The 23,508-nt window shown below is 73.1% G+C and carries 27 protein-coding genes; 20 read left to right on the forward strand and 7 right to left on the reverse strand.

The window, feature by feature from the left end:
- Nucleotides 1–11 precede the first annotated feature (11 nt).
- Nucleotides 12–623: a helix-turn-helix domain-containing protein gene (locus ACZ4V1_RS05685; RefSeq protein WP_468329768.1), complete on the forward strand. Its 612-nt coding sequence runs from the start codon at nt 12–14 to the stop codon at nt 621–623.
- On the opposite strand, the gene ACZ4V1_RS05690 is transcribed toward ACZ4V1_RS05685, so the two are convergent.
- Complete coding sequence (locus ACZ4V1_RS05690; protein ID WP_468329771.1) at nt 605–1,342, reverse strand: formylglycine-generating enzyme family protein; 738 nt, start codon at nt 1,340–1,342, stop codon at nt 605–607. The genes ACZ4V1_RS05685 and ACZ4V1_RS05690 overlap by 19 nt on opposite strands.
- A gap of 147 nt (nt 1,343–1,489) precedes the next feature.
- Between ACZ4V1_RS05690 and ACZ4V1_RS05695 the strand changes: the two genes are divergently transcribed.
- The gene (locus ACZ4V1_RS05695; protein ID WP_468329774.1) at nt 1,490–2,245 is read left to right on the forward strand and encodes a hypothetical protein; all 756 of its coding nucleotides are present in this window, start codon (nt 1,490–1,492) and stop codon (nt 2,243–2,245) included.
- 74 nt (nt 2,246–2,319) lie between these two features.
- On the opposite strand, the gene ACZ4V1_RS05700 is transcribed toward ACZ4V1_RS05695, so the two are convergent.
- Entirely contained in the window at nt 2,320–2,691 is a 372-nt protein-coding gene (locus ACZ4V1_RS05700) for a holo-ACP synthase (RefSeq protein ID WP_468329777.1), read from the reverse strand.
- Nucleotides 2,692–2,773: 82 nt separating this feature from the next.
- On the opposite strand from ACZ4V1_RS05700, the gene alr reads away from it, so the two are divergent.
- The 4 genes from alr to ACZ4V1_RS05720 all read left to right on the forward strand — a co-directional run bounded on the left by alr (nt 2,774) and on the right by ACZ4V1_RS05720 (nt 6,113).
- Complete coding sequence (gene alr / locus ACZ4V1_RS05705; RefSeq protein ID WP_468329780.1) at nt 2,774–3,940, forward strand: alanine racemase; 1,167 nt, start codon at nt 2,774–2,776, stop codon at nt 3,938–3,940.
- 95 nt (nt 3,941–4,035) lie between these two features.
- Nucleotides 4,036–5,307 carry an alpha/beta fold hydrolase gene (locus ACZ4V1_RS05710; RefSeq protein WP_468329783.1) on the forward strand — a complete coding sequence of 424 codons (1,272 nt, stop codon included), beginning with the start codon at nt 4,036–4,038 and terminating at the stop codon, nt 5,305–5,307.
- Nucleotides 5,273–5,806 carry a tRNA (adenosine(37)-N6)-threonylcarbamoyltransferase complex ATPase subunit type 1 TsaE gene (gene tsaE, locus ACZ4V1_RS05715; RefSeq protein ID WP_468329786.1) on the forward strand — a complete coding sequence of 178 codons (534 nt, stop codon included), beginning with the start codon at nt 5,273–5,275 and terminating at the stop codon, nt 5,804–5,806. Before ACZ4V1_RS05710 ends, tsaE begins: the two co-directional genes overlap by 35 nt.
- 139 nt (nt 5,807–5,945) lie before the next feature.
- A complete protein-coding gene (locus ACZ4V1_RS05720; RefSeq protein ID WP_468329789.1) occupies nt 5,946–6,113 on the forward strand; it encodes a hypothetical protein in 168 nt (55 codons plus the stop codon).
- Between the two features lie 162 nt (nt 6,114–6,275).
- Here ACZ4V1_RS05720 and ACZ4V1_RS05725 read toward each other — a convergent pair whose 3' ends face one another.
- Nucleotides 6,276–6,830 carry a hypothetical protein gene (locus ACZ4V1_RS05725; protein ID WP_468329792.1) on the reverse strand — a complete coding sequence of 185 codons (555 nt, stop codon included), beginning with the start codon at nt 6,828–6,830 and terminating at the stop codon, nt 6,276–6,278.
- 151 nt (nt 6,831–6,981) lie between these two features.
- Between ACZ4V1_RS05725 and tsaB the strand changes: the two genes are divergently transcribed.
- The 8 genes from tsaB to ACZ4V1_RS05765 all read left to right on the forward strand — a co-directional run bounded on the left by tsaB (nt 6,982) and on the right by ACZ4V1_RS05765 (nt 13,938).
- Nucleotides 6,982–7,635 carry a tRNA (adenosine(37)-N6)-threonylcarbamoyltransferase complex dimerization subunit type 1 TsaB gene (tsaB, locus tag ACZ4V1_RS05730; RefSeq protein WP_468329795.1) on the forward strand — a complete coding sequence of 218 codons (654 nt, stop codon included), beginning with the start codon at nt 6,982–6,984 and terminating at the stop codon, nt 7,633–7,635.
- A 29-nt stretch (nt 7,636–7,664) separates the two neighbouring features.
- On the forward strand, nt 7,665–8,150 hold the full coding sequence (gene rimI, locus ACZ4V1_RS05735; protein WP_468330918.1) for a ribosomal protein S18-alanine N-acetyltransferase: 486 nt from the start codon (nt 7,665–7,667) through the stop codon (nt 8,148–8,150).
- Nucleotides 8,143–9,255: a tRNA (adenosine(37)-N6)-threonylcarbamoyltransferase complex transferase subunit TsaD gene (tsaD, locus tag ACZ4V1_RS05740; RefSeq protein WP_468329798.1), complete on the forward strand. Its 1,113-nt coding sequence runs from the start codon at nt 8,143–8,145 to the stop codon at nt 9,253–9,255. Before rimI ends, tsaD begins: the two co-directional genes overlap by 8 nt.
- Complete coding sequence (locus ACZ4V1_RS05745) at nt 9,252–9,515, forward strand: hypothetical protein (RefSeq protein ID WP_468329801.1); 264 nt, start codon at nt 9,252–9,254, stop codon at nt 9,513–9,515. The genes tsaD and ACZ4V1_RS05745 overlap by 4 nt, the downstream gene beginning before the upstream one ends.
- A 274-nt stretch (nt 9,516–9,789) precedes the next feature.
- Nucleotides 9,790–10,842 carry a LacI family DNA-binding transcriptional regulator gene (locus ACZ4V1_RS05750; protein ID WP_468329804.1) on the forward strand — a complete coding sequence of 351 codons (1,053 nt, stop codon included), beginning with the start codon at nt 9,790–9,792 and terminating at the stop codon, nt 10,840–10,842.
- Nucleotides 10,843–11,159: 317 nt separating this feature from the next.
- A complete protein-coding gene (locus tag ACZ4V1_RS05755; protein ID WP_468329807.1) occupies nt 11,160–12,167 on the forward strand; it encodes an LCP family protein in 1,008 nt (335 codons plus the stop codon).
- Between the two features lie 110 nt (nt 12,168–12,277).
- Nucleotides 12,278–12,634: a YciI family protein gene (locus ACZ4V1_RS05760; protein WP_468329810.1), complete on the forward strand. Its 357-nt coding sequence runs from the start codon at nt 12,278–12,280 to the stop codon at nt 12,632–12,634.
- Between the two features lie 44 nt (nt 12,635–12,678).
- Nucleotides 12,679–13,938, forward strand: coding sequence for an RNA polymerase sigma factor (locus ACZ4V1_RS05765; protein WP_468329813.1), 1,260 nt, complete (start codon nt 12,679–12,681; stop codon nt 13,936–13,938).
- Between the two features lie 79 nt (nt 13,939–14,017).
- Here the strand turns inward: ACZ4V1_RS05765 and ACZ4V1_RS05770 are convergent, their stop codons facing one another.
- On the reverse strand, nt 14,018–15,193 hold the full coding sequence (locus ACZ4V1_RS05770; protein WP_468329816.1) for a class I SAM-dependent methyltransferase: 1,176 nt from the start codon (nt 15,191–15,193) through the stop codon (nt 14,018–14,020).
- 150 nt (nt 15,194–15,343) lie between these two features.
- On the opposite strand from ACZ4V1_RS05770, the gene ACZ4V1_RS05775 reads away from it, so the two are divergent.
- From ACZ4V1_RS05775 to groL, 4 genes are all read left to right on the forward strand, one after another.
- Entirely contained in the window at nt 15,344–16,243 is a 900-nt protein-coding gene (locus tag ACZ4V1_RS05775; RefSeq protein WP_468329819.1) for a polysaccharide deacetylase family protein, read from the forward strand.
- On the forward strand, nt 16,240–16,974 hold the full coding sequence (locus tag ACZ4V1_RS05780) for a polysaccharide deacetylase family protein (protein WP_468329822.1): 735 nt from the start codon (nt 16,240–16,242) through the stop codon (nt 16,972–16,974). The genes ACZ4V1_RS05775 and ACZ4V1_RS05780 overlap by 4 nt, the downstream gene beginning before the upstream one ends.
- 266 nt (nt 16,975–17,240) lie before the next feature.
- Nucleotides 17,241–17,549 carry a co-chaperone GroES gene (gene groES / locus ACZ4V1_RS05785; protein ID WP_003974211.1) on the forward strand — a complete coding sequence of 103 codons (309 nt, stop codon included), beginning with the start codon at nt 17,241–17,243 and terminating at the stop codon, nt 17,547–17,549.
- A 125-nt stretch (nt 17,550–17,674) separates the two neighbouring features.
- Nucleotides 17,675–19,300 (forward strand): chaperonin GroEL, encoded by a 1,626-nt coding sequence (gene groL / locus ACZ4V1_RS05790; protein WP_468329825.1) that lies wholly within the window; start codon nt 17,675–17,677, stop codon nt 19,298–19,300.
- 126 nt (nt 19,301–19,426) lie between these two features.
- Here the strand turns inward: groL and ACZ4V1_RS05795 are convergent, their stop codons facing one another.
- Nucleotides 19,427–20,200: an SDR family NAD(P)-dependent oxidoreductase gene (locus ACZ4V1_RS05795; RefSeq protein WP_468329828.1), complete on the reverse strand. Its 774-nt coding sequence runs from the start codon at nt 20,198–20,200 to the stop codon at nt 19,427–19,429.
- 41 nt (nt 20,201–20,241) lie between these two features.
- Nucleotides 20,242–20,910 (reverse strand): MOSC domain-containing protein, encoded by a 669-nt coding sequence (locus ACZ4V1_RS05800; RefSeq protein ID WP_468329831.1) that lies wholly within the window; start codon nt 20,908–20,910, stop codon nt 20,242–20,244.
- 92 nt (nt 20,911–21,002) lie between these two features.
- Here ACZ4V1_RS05800 and ACZ4V1_RS05805 point away from each other — a divergent pair, with 92 nt between their 5' ends.
- Nucleotides 21,003–21,923: a LysR family transcriptional regulator gene (locus tag ACZ4V1_RS05805; RefSeq protein WP_468329834.1), complete on the forward strand. Its 921-nt coding sequence runs from the start codon at nt 21,003–21,005 to the stop codon at nt 21,921–21,923.
- A gap of 62 nt (nt 21,924–21,985) precedes the next feature.
- On the opposite strand, the gene ACZ4V1_RS05810 is transcribed toward ACZ4V1_RS05805, so the two are convergent.
- Nucleotides 21,986–22,318, reverse strand: a complete 333-nt coding sequence (locus ACZ4V1_RS05810) for a WhiB family transcriptional regulator (RefSeq protein ID WP_468329837.1) — start codon at nt 22,316–22,318, stop codon at nt 21,986–21,988.
- Between the two features lie 382 nt (nt 22,319–22,700).
- Between ACZ4V1_RS05810 and ACZ4V1_RS05815 the strand changes: the two genes are divergently transcribed.
- Entirely contained in the window at nt 22,701–23,312 is a 612-nt protein-coding gene (locus ACZ4V1_RS05815; protein WP_003948568.1) for a response regulator transcription factor, read from the forward strand.
- The last annotated feature ends 196 nt before the right edge of the window (nt 23,313–23,508 follow it).

A 23,508-nucleotide genomic window follows, 5' to 3' on the forward strand; every position in this document is an offset into this window, starting at 1 on the left:
AAAGTTGTCCCATGGGCGACGACGAGACGGCCGAGACGACGCGGGTGATGACCTCACTGGGGGTCCGCCTGCGCGCCATCCGGCAGGCCCGCGGCCTCACCCTGGCCCAGCTCGGCGCCGCCACCGGCATCTCCGTGTCCACGCTGTCCCGGCTGGAGTCGGGACAGCGTGAGCCGGGGCTGCGGCACCTGCTGCCGCTGGCCAGGGCGCACCGCCTGCCACTGGACGAACTGGTCGGCTCCCGGACCGGCGACCCCCGCGTCCACCCGCGCCCCTTCACCCGGCACGGCCAGACCTGGATCCCCCTCACCCGCAACCCCAACGACGGCCTGCACGCGTACAAGCAGATCCTCCCCGCCCCGCCGGTCGCGCGGACCGGATCGACCCCGCGCCCCGACCAGGGCTCCCACGAGGGCCACGAGTGGATCTACGTACTCTCCGGCCGCCTGCTCCTCGCCCTGGGCGACCACGACCTCGTCCTGACGGCCGGGGAGACGGCGGAGTTCGACACCCGCGTCCCGCACGGCATCGCCAACGCCGGGGACCGGCCCGCCGAGTGGATCGCCCTGTACGGGGCGCAGGGCGAGCGGATGCACATCCGGGTTCAGCCGACGGGCGACTGACCTCCGTCGACCGAACGGGCGACGCGGAACCCCACGTCGTCGACCCGGAACGTCGGGTGGCTGCGGCGCCGCACGGAGGCCCGGCAGCTCCAGTGCTCGTCGAACCAGCCGCCACCGCGCAGCACCCGGTAGGCGCCGTAGACCTCGGCGTCGTAGACGTCCCAGCACCACTCCCAGACGTTGCCGAGCATGTCGTACAGGCCCCAGCCGTTCGGCCGCCTGCCGCCCACCTCGTGGACGCGCTCGTGCGAGTTGCCCCGGTACCAGGCGATGTCGTCCAGGGCGCCGTAGCGCGGTCCCTCCGTCCCGGCGCGGCAGGCGTGCTCCCACTCGGCCTCGGTCGGCAGCCGGTACCCGTCGGCGGAGGTGTCCCAGGTGACACCGGCGTCGCCGTCCCCGTCGCCGTCGCCGTCGCCGTCGGAGAGGAGATAGGCCGGGCGGAGGCCCTCGCTTCGCGACAGGGAGTTGCAGAAGCCGACCGCGTCCGCCCAGGAGACGTCGGCGACGGGCAGCCGCGCCTCCCGCGCGGCGACGGGCCGCCGCCCGGTGACCCGCGCGTACTCGGCCCGCGTGACCGGGAACGCCGCCAGCCGACAGGACGCGACCTCCACCGGCCAACTGCGCCGCGTCCGCCGGTCCGACAGGGTCACCCGTCCCGGCGGAACGGAGACCATGCCGATTCCGGCACCCGCGTCCTCGGTTCCCGCGCTCGCATCCATGGTCGGATGATCGTACGACCTGTGCTCTGCCCTGTCCCGTCCCGGTGCCTTGCGGTCCCGGCCCCGGTCCCGGTCCCGGTCCCTGTCCGCATCCCGGTCCCGGTCCCGGCCACGGCCACGGCCACGGCCACGGTCCATAATCTCCGGATGACGACGCGGGATGCGGAGGCGGCGCGGCGGTGGCTCGCCGAACGGGGGGTCCGGGCGGACGGGGACGGCTGGACGGCGGACGGGGAACCGGAGCGGCGGCTGACGGCCAACGAGGTCGCGCACTCCTGGGCGGGCGAGGTGTTCGACGACGAGCGCCTGGACGCGCCCGGCCGGGTGCGGTTGGCGTTCGGGCTGCTCGACCTGCTCGGTGAGTACTGGGTGACCTGCGAGATCCGGTCCGCGGACCAGGGCGCGGCCGGCCCGTTGCCCACCGACTCGCTCTGGGACGGTTACCGACGCCGGCTGGAGGCCGAGGAGGACGCCGAGGCTCTCACCTACTCACTCTGGGTCGACTGGTTCGAGGACCGGGCCACCGCGGCGGCGGCCTTCCACGAGGTGCTGGGCCGCGACATCGACCGCGTGGTGGGCGAACCGACGGACGCCCTGCTGCGCCGGGCTCGCCGGGTACTGGAGTGCACCGGGCCGGTGCCCTGGCCGGTGAAGGCGACGGCGTACGACACCGCCGTGCGGCTCCCGGCCCTGCACCACGCCCTGTTCAGGGGACTGCTGGCCGGCTACCACGACGTCTACGGAGACCTGGAACCGTCCGCCGCGCTCGCGCTTCTGGCCCGCCTGGACCTGCCCCCGGACACCGAGCACCTCGCCGCACTGCGCCACGTACTCACCGAGGGCCACCGGAACCACCACCTCGGCCGCTCCGCCTGGGACGAGGCGATCCGCGCCCACGGCTGACCCGCGTCCGGTGTCCATCGCCGGTCCGCGCCCACGGCCGGCCGGCGCCCGCCGTCGGCCCGGGGAAGCCCGCCCTACCCCTCCGCGATCACCACCGCCGACGCCACCCCCGCGTCATGGCTCAGCGACACGTGCCACGACGTCACGCCCAGCTCCGCCGCCCGCGCCGCCACCGTCCCCGTCACCCGCAGCCGAGGCCGCCCGCTGTCCTCGACGTACACCTCGGCGTCCGTCCAGTGCAGTCCCGCGGGCGCGCCCAGCGCCTTCGCCAGGGCCTCCTTCGCCGCGAACCGGGCGGCGAGCGAGGCGACGCCCCGGCGTTCCCCGCTCGGCAGCAGCAACTCGCTCTCCAGGAAGAGCCGCCGTGCCAGGGCCGGTGTGCGTTCCAGCGACACCCCGAACCGCTCGATCTCGGCCACGTCGATCCCGACCCCGATGATGCTCATGCCGGGCACCCTAACGACCTCGCGAGCGATCCGTGTTCCGCGGGAAAGCGGGCCCCGGGTGCTCTGAGAGACTGGGGGGACGATGAGTGAGACAGCTACTCGGCGGGACGCGGTACTGCGGGCCCGTGCCGAGATCGACCTGGCCGCCCTGCGGGCCAACGTCCGCGCACTGCGCGAACGGGCCCCCGGGGCGGCGCTCATGGCCGTCGTCAAGGCCGACGGCTACGGCCACGGTGCGATTCCGTGCGCCCGCGCGGCCATCGACGCGGGTGCGACCTGGCTGGGCACCGCCACGCCTCAGGAGGCCCTCGCGCTGCGCGCGGAGGCGGGACTGCCGGACGACGTGCGGATCATGTGCTGGCTCTGGACGCCGGGCGGCCCCTGGCAGGAGGCCGTCGAGGCGAACCTCGACGTGTCCGTCAGCGGGGTGTGGGCCCTGGACGAGGTCACCGGGGCGGCACGGCGGGCCGGGCTCCCCGCGCGCGTGCAGCTCAAGGCCGACACCGGGCTCGGTCGCAACGGCTGCCAGCCGGGCGAGGACTGGGAGGAGCTGGTCCGGGCGGCCCTGCGGGCCGAGCGCGAGGGGCTGCTCCGCGTCACCGGCCTCTGGTCGCACTTCGCCTGTGCCGACGAGCCCGGGCACCCCTCCATCGCCGCCCAGCTCGCCCTCTTCCGGGAGATGACGGCCTACGCCGAGCAGCGGGGCGTACGCCCCGACGTGCGGCACATCGCCAACTCGCCGGCCACGCTCACCCTCCCCGAGGCCCACTTCGACCTCGTACGGCCGGGCATCGCCATGTACGGCGTCTCGCCCAGCCCCGAGACCGGCACCCCCGCCGACTTCGGACTGCGCCCCGTGATGACGCTCGCCGCCTCGCTGGCCCTGGTCAAACAGGTCCCCGGCGGCCACGGCGTCAGCTACGGCCACCACTACACCACCCCCGGCGAGACCACCCTCGGCCTCGTCCCCCTCGGCTACGCGGACGGCGTCCCCCGCCACGCCTCCTCCACCGGCCCCGTCCTGGTCGACGGCAAGTGGCGCACGGTGGCGGGGCGGATCGCGATGGACCAGTTCGTCGTCGACCTGGGCGGGGACCGGCCGGGGCCGGGCACCGAGGCGGTGCTGTTCGGCCCCGGCGACCGGGGCGAGCCGACCGCCGAGGACTGGGCGCAGGCGGCCGGCACCATCGCGTACGAGATCGTCACCCGGATCGGAAGCCGGGTTCCGCGCGTCTACGTGAACGAGTGACGCGTCCGTCAGCGGCGCGACGCGCGCGACGCGCGTTCAGGTGAAACAGCGACCAGCGGGTATCCGCGCAGCGGCCCGGTGAAGAGGAGCGGTACGTGAGCGAGAGCAACGCGGAGGCCGTAGCGGACGTCGCCGCGGCGGCCGTCGCCTCCGCCGCGGAGGCCGCCACCGAGGCCGCGGCCGGCGGCTGGCGCCGGGCGACCGGCATCGCCGGTGTCGCGATAGGCGTGGTCGCGGCGGGCGCCGCGGCGGGCGTGGCGATAGAACGGCTCACCGTCGGCCGCGGGATACGGCAGAAGGCCCGGCTCGCCCTCGACTCGGCGGGCCCTTACGGCGGACTGCGCGGCACCCCCGGCAAGGCGTACGCCGACGACGGCACCGAGCTGTACTACGAGGTCGACGACGTCGATCCGGAGAAGGAGTCCGCGCTCACCCGGCGCCGGCGGCGGCTGTTCGGCCGCAAGGCGCCCGCCCCCGTGACCGTCGTCTTCAGCCACGGCTACTGCCTCAACCAGGACTCCTGGCACTTCCAGCGGGCCGCCCTGAGGGGCGTCGTCCGCACCGTGTACTGGGACCAGCGCAGCCACGGCCGGTCCGGGCGGGGTGTGGCTCAGGTACGGGACGACCGGCCGGTCACCATCGACGAGCTGGGCCGCGATCTGAAGGCCGTCATCGACGCGGCGGCACCCGAGGGCCCGATCGTGCTGGCCGGGCACTCCATGGGCGGCATGACCGTGATGGCCCTGGCCGACGCGTTCCCCGACCTGGTCCGCGAGCGGGTCGTCGGCGCCGCCCTCGTCGGCACGTCCTCCGGCCGGCTCGGCGAGGTCAACTTCGGGCTGCCCGTGGCCGGTGTCAACGCGGTGCGGCGGGTGCTGCCGGGCGTGCTGAAGGCGCTGGGGCAGCGGGCCGACCTGGTGGAGAAGGGGCGGCGGGCGACGGCGGACCTGTTCGCGGGGATCATCAAGCGGTACTCGTTCGCGTCCCGGGACGTCGACCCGGCCGTGGCCCGGTTCGCCGAGCGGATGATCGAGTCGACGCCGATCGACGTGGTCGCCGAGTACTACCCGGCCTTCAACGACCACGACAAGACCGAGGCCCTCGCCCACTTCACCGGCCTGCCGGTGCTCGTGCTGGCCGGCGTGCGGGACCTGGTCACGCCGAGCGAGCACAGCGAGGCGATCGCCGACCTGCTGCCGGACGCGGAGCTGGTGCTCGTGCCGGACGCGGGGCACCTGGTGATGCTGGAGCATCCGGAGCTGGTCACCGACCGCCTCGCCGACCTGCTCGCCCGCGCGGGAGCCGTGCCCGCAGCGGCTACCGTTGATGGCTATGGAAGCACCAGCAGCACCGCAGGACCCGGCTGAGCCCTCCGGGCCCGCACCCGACGTCGAGATCACCGTCACCTCCCCGGAGCAGATGCGGGAACTGGGCCGCAAGCTCGCCAAAGTGCTGCGCGCCGGTGACCTGGTGATGCTCAGCGGGGAGCTGGGCGCGGGCAAGACGACGCTGGCCCGGGGGCTCGGCGAAGGCCTGGGCGTGCGCGGCGCCGTCACCTCCCCGACGTTCGTGATCGCCCGCGTGCACCCGTCCCTCGGCGACGGTCCGCCGCTCGTCCACGTCGACGCCTACCGGCTCTCCGGCGGCCTGGACGAGATGGAGGACCTCGACCTCGACGTCTCCCTGGCCGACTCGGTGATCGTCGTCGAGTGGGGCGAGGGCAAGGTCGAGGAGCTGACCGAGGACCGGTTGCAGCTCCGGATCCACCGGGCCGTCGGCGACACCACCGACGAGGTGCGGCACGTGACGCTGACGGGCGTCGGCGAGCGCTGGGACGCGGCCGGCCTGAGCGTGCTCGCCGTCTGAGCCGGCGCCCCGGATCCGGGACGTTCCGACAAGACGTCGGCAAGATATTGCGCTCGGGGTCTCGCGCGTGGTCACATGGTATCCAGCTCGTAGTTAGGTATGCCTAACTACGCCCGCCCCCGACCTTCAGGAGGCGTCCATGCCGGAGACCGATCCGCAGCCGCAGCCGCCCGCGCTCGCCGGGGTGTCCATGCGCGACCTGCTCGCGTCCTGCGCCGCCGCGAAGGCGATCTCGACGCCCCCGCGCGTGCCCGAGCCGGAGACGTGCCACCACCGTCCCGTCCGGGAGCACCGCGAGGCCGCCTGACCCGCACGGCTTCCGCGATCCGCGGCCCCGGTGCGACTCGGGCTGCGACTCGGGCTGCCATCCGTACGCCCCGTATCCGTAGGGCCGTAGGCCCGTAGGTCGTAGGTCGTAGGCCGTAGCCCGTACGCGTCGCGCGGCTGCGGCTCGCGCTGCCCCGGCGCCTCAGGGGACGACGACGACCCGTTGCCCGATCGTCGCGAACCGCCACATCGCGTCGCCGTCCGCGCGGCTCTCCCGGATGCCGCCGGTGCGCTCGTCCGGGTCGGGCTTCGCCGTCGAGCCGTCCACCGCCGCGCTGAACCCGATGACCACGCCCTCGACACTGGTGAAGCGCACGACGTGCTCGACCGCGACGCCGTCGGACCCGGTGACCCGGTTCGAACGGGACGTGACCGCGTAGGTGCCCGGCGCCGGGTCGACCGTACTGGGCGTGACCCTGAACGTGCGCTGGACCCTGTCGCCCGCGCCGACCAGCCACACCCGGTCGTCGTCCACCGAGTACACCACCCGTTCGCCCGTCCCGGAGCCCGTGGGCAGGGCGTCGGGGTGCCGCCGGTCGCGGGGGGCCTTGGAGGCGCCGGGGGCGGGCGTGCCGCTCGCGTGGGTCCGGCCGAGGTCGGCGGGGGCACCGGCGGACGCCTGGTAGCCGAGGACGCCGATCGTCGCCAGGGCCGCCGCGGCGAGGACGGTGACGAAACCGGCGCTGCTGCTTGCCACTGGCGACCACCTCGTCGTCGTACGTCGTGCTCCGATTCCCGGCGACCGTAGCAGTCCGTTACCGCATGATCGCGGTGTGCGACACGGGTGCCGTCGGCTGCCCGCCGGACGGGGGTCCGACGCGGGCCCCGCGGCGCCGTAGGCTGTTTGTGTGCTCTTGCTCGCTCTGGATACCGCCACGCCCGCCGTGACCGTCGCGCTGCACGACGGTACGGACGTCATCGCCTCGTCGAGCCAGGTGGACGCACGCCGGCACGGTGAGCTGCTGCTGCCCGCCGTCGACCGGGTGCTCGCCGAGGCCGGCCTGGCACTCGACGCCGTCACCGGCATCGTCGCCGGGACCGGCCCCGGCCCCTACACGGGCCTGCGCGTCGGCCTGATGACCGCGGACACCTTCGGCCTCGCACTCGGCGTGCCCGTGCACGGCGTGTGCACGCTGGACGGCCTCGCCTACGCCGCCGACCTGAAGGGCCCCTTCGTGGTGGCGACCGACGCCCGCCGCAAGGAGGTCTACTGGGCCCGGTACGCCGACTCCCGCACCCGCCTCACCGATCCGGCGGTCGACCGTCCCGCCGACATCGCCGGGCAGGTGGCCGGTCTCCCGGCCGTCGGCGCGGGCGCGCTGCTGTACCCGGACACCTTCCCGAAGGCGCACGAGCCCGAGCACGTGTCCGCGTCCGCCCTGGCGTGCCTGGCCGCCGAGAAGCTCGCGGCGGGCGAGGAACTGCCCGCGCCCCGGCCGCTCTACCTGCGCCGGCCCGACGCCCAGGTCCCCAAGAACTACAAGGTGGTCACCCCCAAGTGACCGAGTCAGCCACTGCCGCACTGCGCGAGATGCGCTGGTGGGACATCGACCCCGTGCTCCGGATGGAGCGGGAGCTGTTCCCGGAGGACGCCTGGTCGCGGGGGATGTTCTGGTCCGAGCTCGCCCACGCGCGCGGCCCGGGGGCGACCCGGCGGTACCTGGTCGCCGAGGTGGACGACCGGGTCGTCGGCTACGCGGGCCTGGTCACCTCCGGGGAGCAGGGCGACGTGCAGACCATCGCCGTCGCCCGCGACCACTGGGGCACCGGCCTCGGCGCGCGGCTCCTGACCGAACTGCTGCGGGCGGCGACCGCCTTCGAGTGCGCCGAGGTGCTGCTGGAGTGCCGGGTGGACAACACCCGCGCCCAGCGGCTGTACGAGCGCTTCGGCTTCGAGCCCATCGGCTTCAGGCGCGGCTACTACCAGCCCGGGAACGTGGACGCCCTGGTGATGCGCCTGACCGACCCTTCCACCTCCGTACCGGGAACCGAGCGAGGAACCGACAACCATGGCTGACCCACGCGACGAGCCTCTCGTTCTGGGCATCGAGACCTCCTGCGACGAGACCGGCGTCGGTGTCGTCCGCGGCACCACCCTGCTGGCCGACGCCGTCGCGTCCAGCGTCGACGAGCACGCCCGTTTCGGCGGTGTCGTACCCGAGGTGGCGAGCCGCGCCCACCTCGAGGCGATGGTCCCCACCATCGACCGCGCCCTGAAGGAGGCGGGGGTCGGCGCCCGCGACCTCGACGGCATCGCCGTCACCGCCGGCCCCGGCCTCGCCGGCGCCCTGCTGGTCGGCGTCTCGGCGGCGAAGGCCTACGCCTACGCCCTCGGCAAGCCCCTCTACGGCGTCAACCACCTCGCCTCGCACATCTGCGTCGACCAGCTCGAGCACGGCCCGCTGCCCGAGCCGACGATGGCGCTGCTGGTCTCCGGCGGCCACTCCTCCCTGCTGCTGTCGTCGGACATCACCTCCGACGTCCGCCCGATGGGCGCCACCATCGACGACGCGGCCGGCGAGGCCTTCGACAAGATCGCCCGCGTGCTGAACCTGGGCTTCCCCGGCGGCCCGGTCATCGACCGGTACGCGCGCGAGGGCGACCCGAACGCGATCGCCTTCCCGCGCGGCCTCACCGGTCCGCGCGACCCGGCGTACGACTTCTCCTTCTCCGGGCTGAAGACGGCCGTGGCCCGCTGGATCGAGGCCAGGCGGGCGGCGGGGGAGGAGGTGCCGGTGCGGGACGTGTCGGCCTCCTTCCAGGAGGCGGTCGTGGACGTGCTCACCCGCAAGGCCGTGCGGGCCTGCAAGGACCAGGGCGTCGACCACCTGATGATCGGCGGCGGCGTGGCCGCCAACTCCCGGCTGCGGGCCCTGGCCCAGGAGCGCTGCGAGGCGGCCGGTATCCGGCTGCGCGTGCCGCGGCCGAAGCTGTGCACGGACAACGGCGCGATGGTGGCCGCGCTCGGTGCCGAGATGGTCGCCCGTAACCGGGCCGCCTCCGACTGGGACCTCTCGGCCGACTCCTCCCTCCCGGTGACGGAACCGCACGTGCCGGGACTCGGCCACACGCACGACCACGACCACGTGCACGAGGCCGGCGAGGAGAACCTGTACTCATGACCGTCGTGCTGATGTGGGAGGCGCGGGCCCTGCCCGGCCGGGGCGAGGAACTGCTCGCCTGGGCGCGGGCGCAGCCGCTCGACGGCACCCCGCTGCGCCGGGAGACCCTCCGCGCCCCGCAGGACCGTGTTCTGGTCGTCACCTGGTGGGACGGGGACGTGCGGCACGACGCCGAACTCCCGGAACTGCCCGAACCGGATGGGAACCTGGTCGCGCGTGCGGTGCACCGGTGGCGGTTCGAGTCGGTGGACGGGGACTGACCGGGACGGAGGCGAAACCCCACGTCTCCCCTCGGCGGCTGCCGCGGGAGCGGCCGGCCCGTCCGGCGCTCCCGAGCGGCGAGCACCGCGGCCTCGACGGGCCGCTCGGCCGCCACTGTCGCGGGCGCGCCCGTGCGACCCGCGGTTTCCCCTTCCGGCCGCGGCCGAGACCACACAACGGCCCGAATGTTTCGGATCGAAATGCGAATCTTCCGGGAAGTCATGACTCACCCAAGGCTTCGTCATCAGGGCTCGCAGGGATACGATCGCAGCCATGACATCCCCGCAGCCCGCTGAGACCCCGACGCGAAAGCGGTCCGCGCAGACCGCGACGCTCGCCGAGATCGCGCGCGAGGCCGGTGTGTCGGCGCCGACTGTTTCGAAGGTCCTCAACGGTCGCGCCGATGTCGCCCCGGCGACCCGGGCCCGCGTGGAGGAGCTGCTGCGCGCCCACGGCTACCGGCGCCGCAGGGCCGAGTCGACCCGCTCCCCCCTGATCGACCTGGTCTTCCACGAGCTGGAGAGCGCCTGGGCGATGGAGGTCATCCGCGGCGTGGAGAACGTGGCGCGGGACACGGGGCTCAGCGTCGTGCTCTCCGAGAGCGCGGGGCGCCTCACGCCCGGCCGTACCTGGGCCGACCAGGTCGCCGCCCGCCGTCCGCACGGCGTGATCCTCGTCCTGTCCGGCCTCGACGAGTCCCAGCGGGCGCTGCTCACCAGCCGCTCCATCCCCTTCGTGGTGATGGACCCGGCCGGCGACCCGGGCGCCGACGTGCCGTCCATCGGCGCCACCAACTGGCAGGGCGGACTCGCCGCCACCCGGCACCTGGTCGACCTCGGCCACACCCGCATCGGCGCGATCAGCGGACCCACTCGGATGATGTGCAGCCGCGCCCGCATGGACGGCTACCGGGCCGCCCTCGAGACGGCCGGGCTGCCCGTCGACCCGGACCTGATCATGACCGGCGACTTCCACCACGAGGCCGGCTACCGGCAGGGCCTGGCGCTGCTGCGCCGCCCCGACCGGCCCACCGCCGTCTTCGCCGGCAACGACCTCCAGGCGCTCGGACTGTACGAGGCCGCGCGCGAGCTGGGTCTGCGCATCCCGCAGGACCTGAGCGTGGTCGGCTTCGACGACCTGCCGGTGGCCCGCTGGGTGGGGCCGCCGCTGACGACCGTACGGCAGCCGCTCATGGAGATGGCCGAGGCTGCGGCCCGGCTGGTCCTGGACCTCGGGCGCGCCGACGGCTCCGCGGCGGCATCCCGGGTGGAGCTGGCCACGAGCCTGGAGGTGCGCAGCAGCACGGGGGCGCCTCCGGCCGCCTGACGAGCCGTTACGAGCCGTTACGAGCCGTTACGAGCCGTCAGGAGCCGCCCGCCACCCGGCTCCCCCCGGCCCCCTGTCCCCTGTCCCCTGTCCCCTGTCCCCTTGGCCCCCCGCTTCTCCTGGCGCCCTGCTCTCCTGGCTCCCCTGCTTCCCGGGTCTTTCCCGCTCCCGGTTCTTTGGACGGCCTCCGAAATCTGAGAATTTCCGCAGAATCACGACCCGCGTATGTCCGCTCCCGATAATTCGGACTTATGTTCCTTCCGATGGGGCACTCGGGTGGGGACGCGAACGGGACCGGCAGGGGCGGGGGCGGACGCATGGCTGCGCGGGGTGCGCGCTCGAAGGGGCTGAAGGCGGCAGGCCTCGCCCTGGCCGGTGCCCTGCTGCTCGGGGTCGCCGCGGCGGGCTGGGCCTACTGGCATCTCAACGGCAACATCAAGAGCGTCGACATCAACGGCGCGCTCGGCGACGACCGCCCCGCGAGGCCGGGAACGGCGCCCTCCGCGTCCCCCGTGCCCACCGGCGCCCTGAACATCCTGGTCCTCGGCTCGGACTCGCGCAGCGGCGAGGAGAACCAGGAGCTCGGCGGCGGCGACAGCGAGGGCGCCCGCTCGGACACGGCGATGGTCGTCCACCTCGACGCGGGCCGGACCGCCGCCACCGTCGTCAGCATCCCGCGCGACACGCTCGTCACCCGCCCGCCCTGCCCGCTGCCGTCCGGCGGCGAGAGCCGGGAGGCGAGCGACGCGATGTTCAACACCGCCTACGCCCTGGGCGGACCGGTCTGCGCGGTCAAGACCGTCGAGTCGATGACCGGCGTCCGCATGGACCACTACATCGAGATCGACTTCTCCGGCTTCGCCAGACTGGTCGACGCCCTCGGCGGGGTCACGGTCACCACGGACGTGGACATCGACGACGACAAGAGCCACCTGCGCCTGGCCGCCGGCACCCACCACCTCGACGGCACCGAGGCCCTCGGTCTGGCCCGCACCCGGTACGGACTGGCGGGCGGCAGCGACCTCGCCCGCATAGAGCTCCAGCAGAAGCTGGTGAAGGCGCTGCTGGAGCGGATCTCCGCGACCGACCTGCTCACCGACCCCGCTCGGCTCTACCAGGTCACCGACGCGGTCACCGGAAGCCTCACCACCGACACCGGCCTGGACTCGCTGGGCGAGCTGATGAGCCTCGGCCGCAGCCTCGGGGGCCTGTCGGCGGACGACGTGCGCACGGTGACGATGCCTGTCCTGCCGGCCCCCTGGGACGCCAACCGGGTGGTGGCCCGGCAGCCGGACTCCGGTGACCTGTGGAAATCACTGCGCTGAGAAAACTCCCGGAAATCCCGGGACGTGTGTCGATCCAGGTGTCTCCCGTTCGACGCACGGGGTGAGAGGCCGGGAAGGACCCGGCCCCCGTCCCACCCCGAGGAGTCACCATGCCCCGCTACCTGTCGCTGATCCGGATCGAGGAGAGCGACGCCCTCTCCGGCGGCCCCAGCCCCGAGCTGGTGCAGCGCATGGAGAAGCTGATGGACGAGATGACGAAGGCCGGCGTCCTGCTCGACACCGCCGGGCTGACCCCGACGGCCCAGGGGACCCGCGTCCACTACGAGGGCGGACGGCTGTCCGTCACCGACGGGCCCTTCACCGAGTCCAAGGAGGTCGTCGGCGGCTACTCGCTCCTCCAGGCCAAGGACAAGGCCGAGGCGGTCGAGTGGACCAAGCGCTTCCTGAAGGTGCACGAGGAGCACTGGACGGTCACCTGCGAGGTGCGGGAGCTGATGGAGGGCTGACCGGAGTTTCGCCCCGCGCGCCCGAGGGTGTTGCATGGTGGGCTGTGGAAGCACAGCCCACCGAGGCCCTCGAGACCGTCTTCCGGCTGGAGTCGCCCCGGGTCGTCGCCGGCGTCGCCCGCCTCGTCCGGGACGTCGGCCTCGCCGAGGAACTCACGCAGGACGCCCTGGTCGCGGCCCTGGAGCAGTGGCCCAGGGACGGTGTGCCCGACAACCCGGGCGGCTGGCTCATGACCACCGCCCGGCGCCGCGCCGTCGACCTGATCCGGCGCCGGGAGAACCACGCCCGCAAGCTCGCGGAGATCGGCCGGGACCTGCCCGCCGCGGCGGCACCCCCCGAGGAGCCCGCCGACCCGGAGGACATCGACGACGACCTGCTGCGCCTGGTCTTCACCGCCTGCCACCCGGTCCTCTCCGCCGAGTCCCGCATCGCCCTCACCCTCCGCCTGCTCGGCGGCCTCACCACCCCCGAGATCGCCCGCGCCTTCCTGGTGCCGGAACCGACGGTCGCGCAGCGCATCGTGCGCGCCAAGCGCACCCTGGCCACGAAGAACATCGCCTTCGAGGTGCCGTACGGCCCGGACCGCGCGGCCCGTCTCGGCTCGGTCCTGGAGGTCATCTACCTGATCTTCAACGAGGGTTACGCGGCCACCGCCGGCGACGACTGGCTCCGCCCGGGCCTGTGCGAGGACGCGCTGCGCCTGGCCCGCGTGCTCTCCGCGCTGATGCCGAAGGAGCCCGAGGTGCACGGACTGACCGCCCTGCTGGAGTTCCAGGCGTCGCGCACCGCCGCCCGCACCGGTCCCGACGGCGCGCCGGTGCTCCTCGAGGACCAGAACCGCCGTCGCTGGAACCGCATGCTCATCGCCCGCGGCATCACCGCCCTCGACCACGCCCACGCCCACGCCACGACCGGATCCGGCGGCCCGGGCCCGTACGCCCTCCAGGCCGCGATCGCCGCCTGCCACGCGACGGCGTACACGTACGAGGAGACCGACTGGCGGCGCATCGCCACGCTCTACGGCCTGCTCGCGGCCCGCGCCCCGTCCCCGGTCGTCGAACTCAACCGCGCGGTGGCCGTGTCGATGGCCGAGGGCCCGGCCCCGGCACTCGCCCTCGTCCACAGCCTCGCGTCCGATCCCGCCCTGCGCGGCTACCACCTGCTCCCCAGCGTCCGCGGGGACCTGCTGCTCCGGCTGGGCCGTACGGCCCAGGCGCGCACGGAGTTCGAACGCGCCGCGTCCCTGGCCCGCAACGAACGCGAACGCGAGCTGCTGACCCGCCGGGCGGAGGACTGCCGCTGAGCCGGGCGTGCCCGCGGCGGCGGCCGGTGGGGACGCCGGGCCGGCCCCGCCTCCCGCGTGATCCGTCGCCGGCCGGGCCTCAGCGCACCGGATGCCCGATCAGCATCGTGGGCGCCCCCGCGACCCGGGTCATGAAGACCGTCGCCGCGTTCGGCCCCTGGGGCTTGACCTTCCGCCGCAGCTCCTCCGGCTCCACCGCCGAGCCCCGCTTCTTCACGGTCAGGACGCCCACCCGACGCTCCCGCAGCAGCGCCTTCAGCTTCTTGACGTTGAAGGGCATCCGGTCGGTGATCTCGTACGCCGTGGCGTACGGCGTCGGGACCAGCTCGTCCGCGGTGACGTAGGCGATGGTCGCGTCGAGCAGCCCCCCGCCCACCCGCTCGGCGACCTCGGCGACGAGATGGGCGCGGATGACGGCGCCGTCCGGTTCGTACAGGTACCGGCCGGGCGTGCGGACCGCCGGGTCGGGCAGGCCGGTGCCGAGCAGGGTGCGGGTCCCCGGCAGCAGCGTGGCCCGCACGGCCCCGGGCGCGGTGCCGAACCACAGCACGGCCTCCTTCACGTCCCCGCCGTCCGAGATCCACTCCGCCTCGGCGCCGTCCGGCACCGCCTCGTGCGGAATACCCGGCGCGACCTTCAGCGCGGCGGCGCGGGAAGCCGTACGGGCCGCCTCGACGGCCCAGGACAGCGGCGGCGAGTAAGCCTCCGGATCGAAGATCCGGCCGCGTCCGCCCCGCCGCGCGGGGTCCACGAACACGGCGTCGTACCCACCCGTCTCCACCCGAGTGACATCCGCCTCGCGCACCTCGATCAGCTCACCGAGCCCCAGCGCCTCGGCGTTGGCCCGGGCCGCGGCGGCCGTCGCCGGGTCCCGGTCCACGGCCAGCACCCGGATCCCGGCCCGGGCCAGCGCGATCGCGTCGCCCCCGATCCCGCAGCACAGGTCGGCGACGGAGGTCACGTCCAGGGCCCTGAGCCGCTCCGCCCGGTACGCGGCCACGCTCGCCCGCGTCGACTGCTCGACCCCGTTGGGCGTGAAGAACATCCGTCCGGCGTCCTCGGCCCCGAACTTCGCCACCGCCCGCTGCCGCAGCCGCGCCTGCCCGAGCGCCGCCGACACCAGCCCGGCGGGATGCGTGCGCCGCAGCCGGGTCGCGACCGCGAGTTCCCGTGCCGGGTCGGTGTCGCGCACCTCGTCGAGGAGGGCACGGCCCTCGGGGGTGAGCAGGGCGAGGAGGGCGTCGAGGTCGTTCACCGGAACATTGTGGGCCAGTCGGTGGATGGTGTGCCTCCGGCGCGGTGTCGGGCCGGGAACGGCGGCCGGGGACTGCGAGGATCCGGCACCATGCGAGCAGTCGTACAAAATGACAAAAGCCGGGCGTCTCAGGTGTTCCGGGCGTCTCAGATGTTCCGGGCGTCGTCTCCAGGGCTGCGGACGCGCGGCGGTGTCGCCGTGCTCGCCGTCGCCGCCCTCGCCTCCGGCTGTGCGCAGGACGCCTCCGAGGTCCGGGGGGCCGCCGGCCGGCAGCCCCTCCAGGCGCCCCCGGCCCGCGCGCTGGACGCCTACGCGTCCAAGCTGCGCGCCGCGCAGGCCGCCCGGGTGGCCGCCGCCAAGCGCTGGAAGCTGAAGAAGGTCCCGCTGGCGGCCCCGCCGCCCCCCGCGAAGAAGCCGGAGATCAAGGCGCGCGAGGGCTTCGAGGTGAGGGGCCAGAAGAACCTCCCGCCGGTCTTCACCTCGATCCCGACCAAGGAGAAGATCGTCTTCCTCAGTATCGACGACGGCGCCGAGAAGGACCCGGCGTTCCTGCGGATGATGAGCGACCTGAAGATCCCGTACACCGCCTTCCTCAGCGACTACCTGGTGAAGGAGGACTACGGCTACTTCAAGAAGATGCAGGACCGGGGCGTCACCCTCAACAACCACACCCTGAACCACCCCTACCTGCCCGGCCTGTCCTACGCCGAGCAGAAACGCGAGATCTGCGGCATGCAGGACGTGATCGAGAAGCGCTACGGAAAGCGCCCGGTCCTCTTCCGCCCGCCCTACGGCAACTACAACCGGGACACCCTGCGCGCCGCGAAGGCCTGCGGCATCAGGTACGCCCCGATCTGGAACGAGGAGGTCTTCGCCGACCACTGGGACTACCGCGAGTGGGACCGCAGGATCCACCCCGGCGACATCGTCCTCACCCACTTCCGGGGCGAGGGCGACTGGGGCGGCACCATGCGCGACATGGTCCGCGAGTTCCTCGACAAGGTCACCGCCGAGGGATACGCCGTGGCCCGCCTGGAGGACTACCTGTGAGGCGCGGGCGGTACCGGCCGGCCGGCGCCGCCCTGGCCGCCGTACTGCTCACCGGCTGCGCCCAGTTCGCCGCCCCCGCCGACCGCCCGCCCACCGCGGAACAGGCCCGCGCGGCCGGGGGCCAGGGCAACGGCCGGGAGCAGGACCTGCCGCCCGTCGTGGACCACGTCCGCACCACCGACCGGGTCGTCTTCCTCACCTTCGACGACAGCGCCGAGCGGGACCCGCACTTCGCCGACCTGGTCCGCGAACACCGGCTCCCGGTCACCCTGTTCCTCACCGACGCCGTCGCCGGACCGGCGTACGGCCACTTCGCCCGGCTGCGCTCGGTCGGCGCGAGCCTGCAGAACCACACCCTCGACCACCGCTCCCTGCGCGGACTGCCCTACGCCGGCCAGCGCGCCGAGATCTGCGGCCAGCAGACCAAGCTCAACTCCCGCTTCGGCGTCCGCCCCCACCTCTTCCGCCCGCCCTACGGCATGTACGACACCACGACCCTGCGTGCCGCCGCCGACTGCGGCATCACGGCGGTCGTGCTGTGGCGGGCGACCCTGGACCCCGGCGGCGGCCTCGCCTACACCCGCGGCGCCGAGCGCCTGCACCCCGGCGACATCGTGTCCGTCGCCCCGGACCATCCGACCGGCCTGGGCCTGAGCACCCGCACGGAACGACTGCTGGAGGAGATCGAGGAGCAGGGGCTGAGGGTGGGGCGCCTGGGGGACTATCTCTGACTTCCGCCCTGGCGGGACGGGCGGCGCACCCCCGCGCGGGGGTGCGTTTCGGCGCGGCACTTCGACGGAAAACACGGCGACGCGCCGTCGGCATTGGCACTCCGCTTGACCGAGTGCTAATCGCGGTCATAGTCTCGGCCCTGGCACTCCCCACTGGAGAGTGCCAACTACGCGACGGGCAGGTCCGGCACCCGCGACGACGGATCCACCTGGTCGCCACCTCAGACAGTTAACCCCGTGAGATCTCCGAAGGGGGAGGTCGGATCGTGACGACCACCAGCTCCAAGGTTGCCATCAAGCCGCTCGAGGACCGCATTGTGGTCCAGCCGCTCGACGCCGAGCAGACCACGGCTTCGGGCCTGGTCATTCCGGACACCGCCAAGGAGAAGCCCCAGGAGGGCGTCGTCCTGGCCGTTGGCCCGGGCCGCTTCGAGGACGGCAACCGTCTTCCGCTCGACGTCAGCGTCGGCGACGTCGTGCTCTACAGCAAGTACGGCGGCACCGAGGTGAAGTACAACGGCGAGGAGTACCTCGTCCTCTCGGCCCGCGACGTGCTCGCGATCGTCGAGAAGTAGTTCACCGAAGCACCGAAGCACCTTGCTTTACTGCTGCGCCCCTGGCCCCCGCGATCGATATGAAGCCGGGCGCCCGGGGCGCAGTGCCGTTTAACCCCAAGATTTCCGAGAGGGCTCACGCTCCCATGGCGAAGATCCTGAAGTTCGACGAGGACGCCCGTCGCGCCCTCGAGCGCGGCGTCAACAAGCTCGCCGACACGGTGAAGGTGACGATCGGCCCCAAGGGCCGCAACGTCGTCATCGACAAGAAGTTCGGCGCCCCGACCATCACCAACGACGGTGTCACGATCGCCCGCGAGGTCGAGATCGAGGACCCGTATGAGAACCTCGGCGCCCAGCTGGTGAAGGAGGTGGCGACCAAGACCAACGACATCGCGGGTGACGGCACCACCACCGCCACCGTGCTGGCCCAGGCCCTGGTCCGCGAGGGCCTGAAGAACGTCGCCGCCGGCGCCTCCCCGGCGCTGCTGAAGAAGGGCATCGACGCGGCGGTCGCCGCCGTGTCCGAGGACCTCCTCGCCACCGCCCGGCCGATCGACGAGAAGTCCGACATCGCCGCCGTGGCCGCGCTGTCCGCCCAGGACCAGCAGGTCGGCGAGCTGATCGCCGAGGCGATGGACAAGGTCGGCAAGGACGGTGTCATCACCGTCGAGGAGTCCAACACCTTCGGTCTGGAGCTGGACTTCACCGAGGGCATGGCCTTCGACAAGGGCTACCTGTCGCCGTACTTCGTGACGGACCAGGAGCGCATGGAGGCCGTCCTCGAGGACCCGTACATCCTCATCAACCAGGGCAAGATCTCCTCCATCGCGGACCTGCTGCCGCTGCTGGAGAAGGTCATCCAGGCCAACGCCTCGAAGCCGCTGCTGATCATCGCCGAGGACCTGGAGGGCGAGGCGCTCTCCACCCTCGTCGTGAACAAGATCCGCGGCACCTTCAACGCGGTGGCCGTCAAGGCCCCCGGCTTCGGCGACCGCCGCAAGGCGATGCTGCAGGACATGGCCGTCCTCACCGGCGCCACGGTCATCTCCGAGGAGGTCGGCCTCAAGCTCGACCAGGTCGGCCTCGAGGTGCTCGGCACCGCCCGCCGCATCACCGTCACCAAGGACGACACCACCATCGTCGACGGTGCCGGCAAGCGTGACGAGGTCGACGGCCGCATCGCGCAGATCAAGGCCGAGATCGAGTCCACGGACTCCGACTGGGACCGCGAGAAGCTCCAGGAGCGCCTCGCGAAGCTGGCCGGCGGCGTGTGCGTGATCAAGGTCGGCGCCGCCACCGAGGTGGAGCTCAAGGAGCGCAAGCACCGTCTGGAGGACGCCATCTCCGCGACCCGCGCCGCGGTCGAGGAGGGCATCGTCTCCGGTGGTGGCTCCGCGCTGGTCCACGCCGTCAAGGTCCTCGAGGGCAACCTCGGCAAGACCGGCGACGAGGCCACCGGTGTGGCGGTCGTCCGCCGCGCGGCCGTCGAGCCGCTGCGCTGGATCGCCGAGAACGCCGGCCTGGAGGGTTACGTCATCACCTCCAAGGTCGCCGAGCTCGACAAGGGCCAGGGCTTCAACGCCGCCACCGGCGAGTACGGCGACCTGGTCAAGGCCGGCGTCATCGACCCGGTGAAGGTCACCCGCTCCGCCCTGGAGAACGCCGCCTCCATCGCCTCCCTCCTCCTGACGACCGAGACCCTGGTCGTCGAGAAGAAGGAAGAGGAAGAGCCGGCCGCCGCGGGCCACGGCCACGGCCACGCTCACTGAGCGCAGCGCGGCGCAGTGCTGAACTGAGCCGAGCCCGGCCGACCGACCGGCCGGGCCGACGGTGCCCAGTACCCCCTCGGGGGTGCTGGGCACCCTCGCGTTCCGGGCCTGACCGCGGCCGGCCGCCTATCGCGGCCCGTACTTCCGCCCCGTCCGCGACGTGATCCCGCCCAGCATCCCCCGCGGCACCAGCTTCGCCGCGCCCATCAGGGCCTTGTAGCGCGGGTCGGGAATCGACAGGGTCTTTCCCCGCGAGAGGTCGTCCAGCGCCGCCGCGACCAGCTTGTCGGCGTCCAGCCACATCCAGTTCGGGATGTTGTCCGTGCCCATCCCGGCCCGCTGGTGGAACTCCGTGCGCACGAAGCCGGGGCACAGGGCCATCAGACGTACGCCGCTGCCGGACAGGTCCTTCGCCACGCCCTGGGTGAACTGCACGACCCACGCCTTGGAGGCGCCGTAGGTGCCGCGCGGGACGAAGGCCGCGACCGAGGCCACGTTGACCACGCCGCCGCGCCCCCGTTCCCGCATCGACTCCGTCGCCGCCGAGGTCAGCCGGAGCACCGCCTCGCAGTGCACCTTGAGCATCGTCAGCTCGTCGGCCATGGAGACGTCGAGGAAGCGGCCCTTGTTGCCGAAGCCGGCGTTGTTGACCAGCAGGTCGACGGGGCTCCGGCGCTCACCGAGCCGGGCGGCCACCGCCTCGATGCCCGGGTCCGTCGCCAGGTCCGCCGTCAGGACCTCCGCCTCGATGCCGTGCCGGTCGTGCAGTTCGGTCGCCTGTTCGCGCAGCCGCTTGGTGTCGCGGGCCACCAGCACCAGGTCATGTCCGCCGGCCGCCAGCCGCCGCGCGAACGCGGCGCCGATGCCGGCCGTCGCTCCCGTAATCAATGCCGTTGTCATGGCGCAAGGTTATGGGTCCGGACCGAGCAGGTCCGTTTCGCTCAGGCGCTGTACGTCGCCACGTACTTCCGCGCCGCCGCCAGCGCCTCCGGATGCAGCGCCTCGCGGGCCTCGAGCAGCCGGGGCAGCAGCTCCCGTTCGGTCGTCACCGCCCGGAACTGCAACGCCACCGTGACCCCGTGGGCGGGCCTGCGCACGATCTCGACGGCATCGCCCGCCCGTATCCCACCGGGCTCGATCACCCGCAGGTACGCGCCCGGCGCGCCCTTCTCCGTGAAGCGCCGCACCCACCGCTGCTCACCCAGATGGCCCTGGAAGGTGCGGCAGGGGATGCGGCCACTGGTGACCTCCAGCACCAGGTCGGGGCCGATCCGCCAGCGCTCGCCGATCAGGGCGCCGGAGACGTCCAGGCCCGTCGTGGTGAGGTTCTCGCCGAACGCGCCGTTCGGCAGCGGGCGGCCCAGTTCGCGTTCCCAGTCGTCGAGGTCCTCGCGTGCCATGGCGTACACCGCCTGGTCGTCGCCGCCGTGATGGCGCCTGTCGCACACCGTGTCCCCGGCCAGCCCGCTCGCCCCGGCCCCCTTCGGCCCGGGCGCCGTCACCCGGACGGCCCCGTCGGCGGGGCGCTTGTCGATGCCGGTGACGCCCTCGGGGTGGTCCGTGTACGGCACGGTCTTCGCGCGGCCCAGGTTGACAGACAAAAGCTTCATGGCGGAACGGTAGGACAACCCTCGTCAAAGCGTCGCCGCGTTATTCGGCGCCCGGTCAAAGAGTCGCTTATCCCTCGCCTATCCTCGAGGGTGTGATCGAGGCTCGTCATCTCCGTGTCCTGCGCGCCGTGGCGTCGACCGGTTCCTTCTCCGCCGCGGGGCGCGAGCTGGGCTGCACCCAGCCCGCCGTCAGCCAGCAGATGAAGGCCCTGGAGGCCTCCGTCGGCACCCCCCTGCTGGTGCGCACCGGGCGCGAGATGCGGCTGACCCAGGCCGGAGAGGCACTGGTGCGGCACGCCGCCGGGATCATCGCCGGGCTGACCGCGGCCGAGGAGGAGGTCGCCGCCATCGCCGGGCTGCGCGCCGGGCGGGTCCGGCTGGTCTCCTTCCCCAGCGGCAGCTCCACCCTCGTACCGACCGCCCTGGCCGCACTGCGTGCCGCCCACCCCGGCACCCGGGTCTTCCTGGAGGAGGCCGAGCCGCCGAAGTCCGTGGAACTGCTGCGCGAGGGCGACTGCGACGTGGCGCTCGCCTTCCGCTACGAGGGCGCGGCCGGCGCGGAGGAGTGGGACGACCTCGTCGTACGCCCGCTGCTGACCGACCGCCTCGTGGCGCTGGTGCCCGAACGGCACCGGCTCGCGCGCACGGAACCGGGCGGGTCGGTGGCCATCGGGGAGCTGGCCCGGGACCCGTGGATCGCGGGCTGCCCGCGGTGCCGGGGGCAGTTGGTCGAGGTCTGTGAGGGGGCCGGCTTCACGCCCCGCATCGACTTCGCGACCGACGACTATCCGGCGGTCGCCGGCCTGGTGGGGGCCGGTCTGGGCGTGGCCGTCCTGCCCCAGCTCGCCGTCGAGTCCGTACGTCCCCGGGGGGTACGCACGGTGACGCTGGAGCCGGCGGTGCGGCGGGAGATCGTCGCGCTCACCCTGCCCGACCTGGCCCAGGTGCCCGCGGTGACGGCGACGCTGGACGAGCTGGCCCGGGCGGGGGCGCGCCAGTCGGCGACGCGCTGAGGGTACGCGCGCGCCCTCGCGGCGGCGCTCCGTACGCGCCCGCGTTTCAGAGAAACGTTCCTTCAGTGATGTGCGGACGCCTCCCCGCCGGCCGATGCCGTCGCCGCCACCAGGCGGTTGCGAGCCCGTCCCATGAGCTCCTCGCGTTCGTCCTCGGTCAGCCCGCCCCACACGCCGTACGGCTCACGCACCGCCAGCGCGTGCGCCGCGCACTCGGCGCGGACCGGGCACCTCATGCAGACCTCCTTGGCCGAGTTCTCACGAGCACTCCGTGCCGCACCGCGTTCGCCCTCCGGATGGAAGAAGAGCGAGCTGTCCACCCCGCGGCACGCAGCCAGGAGCTGCCAGTCCCACAGGTCCGCGTTCGGTCCGGGAAGGCGGGAGAAATCTGCCATTGCGTGACCCCTTGTAGCCGATCTGGGTGGATACGGTGTCCACGACCGTACAACTACGATCTAAGGAGATGAAAATATGACTCATTGCGAATCTAGCCGCAGACACCAGCGAAGCGGAAGAAAAGCGGCTAAATGGGGCACCGGTTGTGATGAAACGGCGCGGGTCCCACGCGCATGTCTGCTGCGTGGCCGCCCCCTCACGTAGAGTGCCGAAGACGACACACAGCCCCGTAACTCTTTCGAGTGACCGTCGTTGAGAGTGCGGAGGCGGTTGAAGGAACAAGTGCTCGGGCGGGCGTCCGGGACGGTCGACCGCACAGGTGACGATTTTCGTACCAGCCTGGAGGCTCAACGTGACGCGCATCAGCTGCGGAGGACGGCCATGACTTCCGTCCTCGTCTGCGACGACTCCCCGCTTGCCCGAGAGGCGCTCCGCCGCGCGGTCGCGACCGTGCCCGGCGTCGAGCGCGTGACGACGGCCGCCAACGGCGAGGAAGTCCTCCGCCGCTGGGGTGCCGACCGCTCGGACCTCATTCTGATGGACGTGCGCATGCCCGGCCTGGGCGGTGTCGAGACCGTCCGGCGGCTGCTGTCCGCCGACCCCGGTGCGCGCATCATCATGCTCACCGTCGCCGAGGACCTGGACGGCGTGGCCCTCGCCGTCGCCGCCGGTGCCCGCGGCTACCTGCACAAGGACGCCTCGCGCGCCGAACTGCGCGCCACGGTCACGCAGGCCCTCGCCGACCCCACCTGGCGGCTCGCCCCGCGCCGGCTGCGCTCGGCCGAGATGGGTGCCGCGCCCACGCTCACCGCCCGTGAGATCCAGGTCCTGGAGGGCATGAGCCACGGCCGCTCCAACGCGGAGATCGGCCGCGAGCTGTTCCTCTCCGAGGACACCGTCAAGACCCACGCCCGGCGGCTCTTCAAGAAGCTCGGCGCCTCGGACCGGGCGCACGCGGTCGCGCTCGGCTTCCGGTGGGGCCTGGTCCGCTAGGGCACCCCCGTGCGATGGAGTCCGAGAGGGCCCGTCGGGGAGGCGGCGATCCCCGCTTATCGCGAGGTGGGCGGGGGTGACAAGGCGACCCGCCGGGTGCCCGCTGCTCGTTTCGGCGCGGATGACGCATCCTTGAGATGTGGAGTTCCTCGGGGACGAGTCGGTCGAGCGGAAGGGGAGGGCGCAGGGGATGAGT

Source organism: Streptomyces sp. NPDC028991 (genome assembly GCF_055564775.1).

Bases quoted from the DNA above. Each gene is read 5' to 3' on its own strand.
- ACZ4V1_RS05685 (WP_468329768.1), top strand. From the start codon at position 12: ATGGGCGACGACGAGACGGCCGAGACGACGCGGGTGATGACCTCACTG.
- ACZ4V1_RS05690 (WP_468329771.1), bottom strand. From the start codon at position 1,342: ATGGATGCGAGCGCGGGAACCGAGGACGCGGGTGCCGGAATCGGCATG.
- ACZ4V1_RS05695 (WP_468329774.1), top strand. From the start codon at position 1,490: ATGACGACGCGGGATGCGGAGGCGGCGCGGCGGTGGCTCGCCGAACGG.
- ACZ4V1_RS05700 (WP_468329777.1), bottom strand. From the start codon at position 2,691: ATGAGCATCATCGGGGTCGGGATCGACGTGGCCGAGATCGAGCGGTTC.
- alr (WP_468329780.1), top strand. From the start codon at position 2,774: ATGAGTGAGACAGCTACTCGGCGGGACGCGGTACTGCGGGCCCGTGCC.
- tsaE (WP_468329786.1), top strand. From the start codon at position 5,273: ATGGAAGCACCAGCAGCACCGCAGGACCCGGCTGAGCCCTCCGGGCCC.
- ACZ4V1_RS05720 (WP_468329789.1), top strand. From the start codon at position 5,946: ATGCCGGAGACCGATCCGCAGCCGCAGCCGCCCGCGCTCGCCGGGGTG.
- rimI (WP_468330918.1), top strand. From the start codon at position 7,665: ATGCGCTGGTGGGACATCGACCCCGTGCTCCGGATGGAGCGGGAGCTG.
- tsaD (WP_468329798.1), top strand. From the start codon at position 8,143: ATGGCTGACCCACGCGACGAGCCTCTCGTTCTGGGCATCGAGACCTCC.
- ACZ4V1_RS05745 (WP_468329801.1), top strand. From the start codon at position 9,252: ATGACCGTCGTGCTGATGTGGGAGGCGCGGGCCCTGCCCGGCCGGGGC.
- ACZ4V1_RS05750 (WP_468329804.1), top strand. From the start codon at position 9,790: ATGACATCCCCGCAGCCCGCTGAGACCCCGACGCGAAAGCGGTCCGCG.
- ACZ4V1_RS05755 (WP_468329807.1), top strand. From the start codon at position 11,160: ATGGCTGCGCGGGGTGCGCGCTCGAAGGGGCTGAAGGCGGCAGGCCTC.
- ACZ4V1_RS05760 (WP_468329810.1), top strand. From the start codon at position 12,278: ATGCCCCGCTACCTGTCGCTGATCCGGATCGAGGAGAGCGACGCCCTC.
- ACZ4V1_RS05775 (WP_468329819.1), top strand. From the start codon at position 15,344: ATGTTCCGGGCGTCGTCTCCAGGGCTGCGGACGCGCGGCGGTGTCGCC.
- groL (WP_468329825.1), top strand. From the start codon at position 17,675: ATGGCGAAGATCCTGAAGTTCGACGAGGACGCCCGTCGCGCCCTCGAG.
- ACZ4V1_RS05795 (WP_468329828.1), bottom strand. From the start codon at position 20,200: ATGACAACGGCATTGATTACGGGAGCGACGGCCGGCATCGGCGCCGCG.
- ACZ4V1_RS05800 (WP_468329831.1), bottom strand. From the start codon at position 20,910: ATGAAGCTTTTGTCTGTCAACCTGGGCCGCGCGAAGACCGTGCCGTAC.
- ACZ4V1_RS05810 (WP_468329837.1), bottom strand. From the start codon at position 22,318: ATGGCAGATTTCTCCCGCCTTCCCGGACCGAACGCGGACCTGTGGGAC.
- ACZ4V1_RS05815 (WP_003948568.1), top strand. From the start codon at position 22,701: ATGACTTCCGTCCTCGTCTGCGACGACTCCCCGCTTGCCCGAGAGGCG.